Annotated in this window: 5 protein-coding genes; 3 read left to right on the top strand and 2 right to left on the bottom strand. The window is 40.1% G+C overall.

Features of this window, described 5'->3' with window-relative positions:
- Nucleotides 1-140: 140 nt before the first annotated feature.
- A complete protein-coding gene (locus VB740_RS35515; protein ID WP_323204499.1) occupies nucleotides 141-1268 on the top strand; it encodes a succinylglutamate desuccinylase/aspartoacylase family protein in 1128 nt (375 codons plus the stop codon).
- A gap of 209 nt (nucleotides 1269-1477) precedes the next feature.
- Here VB740_RS35515 and VB740_RS35510 read toward each other — a convergent pair whose 3' ends face one another.
- Both VB740_RS35510 and VB740_RS35505 read right to left on the bottom strand, forming a co-directional pair.
- A complete protein-coding gene (locus VB740_RS35510) occupies nucleotides 1478-2314 on the bottom strand; it encodes a DUF4351 domain-containing protein (protein ID WP_323204497.1) in 837 nt (278 codons plus the stop codon).
- 182 nt (nucleotides 2315-2496) lie between these two features.
- On the bottom strand, nucleotides 2497-3579 hold the full coding sequence (locus tag VB740_RS35505) for an ATP-dependent 6-phosphofructokinase (RefSeq protein WP_323204498.1): 1083 nt from the start codon (nucleotides 3577-3579) through the stop codon (nucleotides 2497-2499).
- A gap of 414 nt (nucleotides 3580-3993) precedes the next feature.
- On the opposite strand from VB740_RS35505, the gene era reads away from it, so the two are divergent.
- Together era and VB740_RS35495 are read left to right on the top strand one after the other, a co-directional pair.
- A complete protein-coding gene (gene era / locus VB740_RS35500) occupies nucleotides 3994-4968 on the top strand; it encodes a GTPase Era (RefSeq protein ID WP_323204496.1) in 975 nt (324 codons plus the stop codon).
- 74 nt (nucleotides 4969-5042) lie between these two features.
- A complete protein-coding gene (locus VB740_RS35495; protein ID WP_323204495.1) occupies nucleotides 5043-5720 on the top strand; it encodes a response regulator transcription factor in 678 nt (225 codons plus the stop codon).
- Nucleotides 5721-5893 lie beyond the last annotated feature (173 nt).

Genomic DNA, 5893 nt, shown 5'->3' with positions numbered 1-5893 from the left:
TTGCCCGCCCTAAATCTGGGACGGGTGGGGACACCCATCCCACAAGAAAATTTGGTATGTTTTTTTATTTGGAAGTTCCTAAGCTTTTCATTCAGTACAGATACAGCGATAATTTACTCAAATCATCACCAAGTTGTTTCATGCTGCCAGTTATTGAAAGCATTGTATTACGTCAAATGGCTTCGGGCGATCGCCTATCTTTACAAATATACAAATTTATCGGCGCTCAACCTGGAAAAAAGGTTTACATTCAATCTAATCTGCACGGTGCAGAAATTGCTGGGAATGCCGTTATTCACCAGCTAATTGAGTTTTTATTAACAATAAATGATACAGATTTAACTGGAGAAATTTGGTTAGTTCCCGTTTGTAATCCAATGGGGACGAATGAACGCGCTCATCATTTCTCCCCTGGGCGATATTGCATTTACGAAGCCAAAGACTGGAATCGCATCTTTTGGGACTATGAGAAAGAAGCTGATGATTTAGTAGCTTTTACTAAATCTCAACTTTATAGTGATCTAAAGGTCATTCGACAAAATTATCTAACTATAATTAAGCAACAATTCGCAAAAACTTTAGAAAAACTTAATTCTTCTAGTGGTGTTCCTTACACTGAGCTTTTTGCCTACAAGCTACAAAATCTCAGTTTAGATGCAGACTACTTAATTGATTTACATAGTTCTACCAATCAAGCATTAGACTACGTTTATTACTTCCAAAATCGAGAAGAGAGTGCAAAATACTTCCTACTTGATTTCGGAATATTGCTTGATAAATATGATGGTGATGCTTTTGATGAAGCTTTTATCAAACCTTGGTTAGCACTGGAAGCTTGTTTTAAAGATTTGGGTAGAAAAATCAAGTTCGATGTGGAAGCTTGGACATTGGAATTGGGGACAGGAATGCAAATAAATCCTGATTCAGTATCCAAAGGTGTACGGGGTATAAAAAACTATTTAGTCCAAAAAGGTGTACTGCAAATTCCTGATTTATCATCTGACACAAAAACCCATGAAATGACTTTCGCATCTAGCAGCAACCGGAAAAAATATTATGCGATCGCAGGTGGTATGATTCAATCCAGAATCGAATTAGGTAGCACAGTCAAAACTGGAGAAAAACTATATCAGATTCTCAGCTTTAATAAAGAAGGGCAACTACCTACTGTAATTGATGTCTGCGCTCAACATGATGGATTAGTTTATGATGTCGCAACCAATCAAGCTGTGAATGAAGGCGAGTTTGTATTGGGAATTGTTAGTTAGGGGATAACAAATATATCAAGTGATTTTGAACAATATCTTTATTAATAATCTCGCACTACGTTTCTATTCCGTCTCGGAATGAATTCCGAGTCTTATAGCTGAAGCCCTGAACTTAACTTATGGGCCGGATATCGGTGAGTGTAACAGTTTCACTCCGTTTAGAGTTGTAGAGAGGTGCGATCGCTTTCTTAAAGAAAATCAATTTAACTTCAACTACTTTGTTGCTGTTCTAACCAAGTTACTAAATCATCCATCTCAGACATTCTTAAGAGCGATCGACATAAAGCCTCTAATTGTTCAATTTTCAAACCTTGAACTTTTTGATAAATTGATTCATCAATCTCACCAAAACGTTCTTTTAGCAGAGACATACATAAAGAAAAAGCTTCTTGTTGTTTACCCTGTTCTTGTCCCTTCTGCAATATATCTTGATAGATCACTGATTCTTGCATAATATCCTCACTTAACAATTGACGAATCAAAGTTTTGTCGAATCGCAAACCAGCTAAAATTTCTGTATACCCGGCAATATTTTGTTTCGTCTCCCTATCTAAAATTGTAGCCACTTTTTCCGCAACCTGGGACAATAAACTTTGTGGGGAATCAGTACGACTCAGAGTAGCTAGAGGTAATAAATTTGCATTATTTAAGAATATACTCGAATCTTGCTCCCACATCCGTATGACTTGATAGCGATGTACTGTCGTCTCATCCACATATTCTTGGGTAAAAGCAATTTCATCGTTTATTTCTTGCAAAAAGATGACTACCTGCACAACTGGACACTTATACTGACGCTTTAATCTCACGGAGTAATCTAGCATTCGGAAGGTAATTGCCGGGCTAGACTGTGTTAAAGTCTGAAACTCAATATGCAGAATCCTGTTTTTAGTTTGAATAAAAGTCACAGAATCTGCACGAATTGGTTCTAAGCTTAATTCAGTTTTTAGCACCTTTATATTTGCCGATTCCTCAGCAATTAACCACCGAACAAAATCTGCTGGATATTTTTCTGCCAGCAGCTTACAAACATTATCAAAACTCACAATATTAACAGACCTAATATTATGATTATATTACAGCTATTTTCGGGTAAATAGACCACACTTCAGGGGTGGTTCAAATACATGAAATAGCATTTTTAATTTCCAACACCTGTACAATATCAAACTCTACTAAACTTTGTACTTTGATAGGCACAGCTATGCTGTGCCTGTACCATATATGTTTAGTCTCCCAAATAAATACCCATACCATGAGCGGTTTTAACCAAAGTACCATTGGGATCGACGGCGCTATAGTGAGCGATCGCTTCTGTAATTGGTACACTTAATACTTGGCGATTTTGCCAAGTCACCATGCGATCGTATTTATCTTCTGCAATTAGATTAACCGCCGCAACACCAAAAGCAGTTGCAACTAATCTATCTAGTGGTGAAGCAGTTCCACCCCGTTGAATGTGTCCTAAAACTGTGACTCGCGTTTCTACACCGATGTGTTCAATAATTTTATCTGCCAAATATTCGCCAATTCCACCGTATCGAGATTGACCTAAGCGATTTGTAATCGTCACATTTTCCCCATCGTGGGTACGAACCGCTTCGGAAACAATTATTAAACAATAGTTTTTGCCTTTCTCTTGGCGTTCTTTGATTTTGTGACAAATATGCTCAACTGTGTAAGGGATTTCAGGAATTAAAATTACATTTGCTCCCCCCGCGATTCCCGCAGCTATAGCTATGTGTCCAGCATCACGCCCCATAACTTCCAAAATCATGACTCGGCTATGACTTGCAGCAGTAAAATGCAACCTATCTAATGCTTCTGTGGCAATATTGACTGCTGTATCAAAACCGATAGCGTGTTCGGTAACACCAATATCATTATCAATTGTTTTGGGAATACCTACTAGATTAATGCCACCTTGTTGAGCGAGGCGACGGAGAATTGCCAAGCTACCATCACCGCCGATACCAATTAAAGCATCTAAACCTAGCTCATGATAACCTGCAATGATTTCTTCGGAGCGATCGCATAAACTCCCATCCGCCATTGGAAAAGCAAAAGGATCACCTTTATTGGTTGTCCCCAACATTGTGCCACCCGCAGTTAACAGCGAGTCAACTTGATCAACTTCCAGCTTGGTAAATTGTGGCGGACGCGCCATTAATCCTAGAGTCGCTTGACGAATTCCTAAAACCTCCCAGCCGTAAGTATCCACAGCACAATTTACTACAGCCCTAATCACAGCATTTAAACCAGAACAATCACCTCCACTGGTAAGAATTCCAATGCGTTTGCGTTCTCCCATATCTTTTATTGACATTTTGATTCAAATATATTGAGTAGCCGATGAAACTTAAGCCACAGTTAGTAGCAGATTAAACCTGAGCAAATAAATGCCAAAGTAATTTTATGTTTCTTTTGTGCCTAAAAACAAAACAAAATCTAAGAATTCAGAACTCAGGAGTCAGAAGCCATACTTGATCTGGGTTTGGTTTAATTCCCGACGATATGAGGTCAATTTTTAGTTTAATTTTTTTAATATTCTGAATACTGAATTCTGACTCGTGAATTCTACAACTAAGGTTATCTCAGATGTAAAATGTTAACTGTAGAGCCAGTAGTAGATTAAACCTAAGCAAAAGCAATCCCCGAAAATGCTAGGGTGTTTTTATGCTTGTTTTGTGTCTAAGAAAAAACCAAGTTATCCCAGCTGTAAAATATGAGGGTGGAGCCAAAGGTGACTAGTATTGAAAATTACAACTTCTCTTTTTCAGGAGAAGTAACAATCCCACAGGCTCCTCCTGAATTTAAATCAGGTTTTATCGGCATTGTTGGTCGTCCTAATGTCGGTAAATCTACTTTAATGAATCAATTGGTAGGACAAAAAATTGCCATAACTTCCCCTGTAGCGCAAACAACACGTAACCGTTTACGCGGCATTTTAACTACACCAGAGGCGCAGTTAATTTTTGTAGATACGCCAGGAATTCATAAGCCCCATCATCAGTTGGGCGAAGTGTTGGTGCAAAATGCCAAAATAGCTATTGAATCGGTAGATGTAGTGTTATTTGTGGTAGACGGAGCAGTGGCTTGTGGATCAGGCGATCGCTATATTGCTGAATTGCTCAGTCGTAGCAAAACACCAGTGATTCTGGGCGTGAACAAAACCGACCAACAACCGCCCGATTCTCAGTTTCTAGATGATAGTTACGCTCAGATGGCCCAGTCCCATGAATGGGAAATCGTGAAATTTTCTGCCAAGACGAGCGCCGGATTACCGCAACTTCAAGAATTATTAATTGAACATTTAGAAATTGGGCCGTTATACTACCCACCAGATTTGGTAACTGACCAGCCAGAACGCTTTATTATGGGTGAATTAATCCGAGAACAAATTTTATTATTGACTCGTGAAGAAGTACCCCATTCAGTAGCGATCGCTATTGACCTAGTAGAAGAAACTCCCAGCATTACCCGTGTACTTGCTACCATCAACGTTGAGCGTGATTCCCAAAAAGGCATACTCATTGGCAAAGGTGGAGCAATGCTCAAAGCAATTGGTAGTGAAGCTCGTGAGCAAATCCAAAAGCTAATTGCTGGTAAAGTTTACCTAGAATTATTTGTCAAAGTCCAGCCAAAATGGCGACAGTCGCGCATTAGTTTAGCAGAGTTAGGCTATCGCGTGGAAGAATAATAATTGGGCATTGGGCATGGGGCATTGGGCATTGGGCAAAAAGGTAAATGACAAATGACAAATAATTAATAAAAATGTCTTTAGATATTCGCTATCCCTTAAATTTACCTGACAATGCTCCGCCGTTACGCGTGTTAATTGTCGAAGATGATCCGATGATGCAGCTGGGATTAGAACAATCATTAATGGCTCATCCTCAGTTGGAGATTGTTGGACAAGCAGAAGATGGTTATTTAGGAGTTCAAGCAGCACTGCAACTGAAACCCGATTTGGTGGTTATGGATATTGGCTTGCCGCGATTGGATGGCATTGCAGCGACACAGCAAATTAAGGCGGCGCTGCCAGCAACTCATGTGGTGATGCTGACATCTCATCAAACGGAGACAGAAATTATCGCGGCACTCTCTAGCGGTGCAGATGCGTATTGTATTAAAGGTGCAAGTGTGGAACGATTGTTAAGTGCGATCGCAGCCGCAGTTGATGGTGCAGCCTATCTCGATCCCCAAATTGCGCGGCGAGTAATTGATAATCTAAAACCGCCCTCACCCGCCAGCAACAACGCCAACTTATCTGGGCGCGAGTTAGAAGTGTTGAAACTCATGGTAGACGGCTTGAGTAACCCAGAAATTGCTGAAAAACTCTATCTCAGTCCCAACACCATCAAAACTCACGTCCGAGGGATTATGAATAAATTAGCAGTGGACGATCGCGTGCAAGCAGCAGTTGTTGCATTACGTTCTGGGTTAGTTTAGAAAACAAATGCAGCAAAATACACAAACAAATCTCAGCAAAAGTCAGATTACTGCTGTATCCAAACTTATTGAAGAAGGCAGAGGGCAGAGGGCAGATGGCGAAGCCTCTCCCCTTGGGAGAAGGAACAAGTCAAAAGGGGATTCAAACCCCTCCTGACTTGGAGCCACTGAAC

It is taken from the genome of Nostoc sp. UHCC 0251 (genome assembly GCF_034932245.1).
Lineage (GTDB): Bacteria > Cyanobacteriota > Cyanobacteriia > Cyanobacteriales > Nostocaceae > Nostoc.
This window is presented reverse-complemented; position numbering and strand designations above follow the sequence as displayed.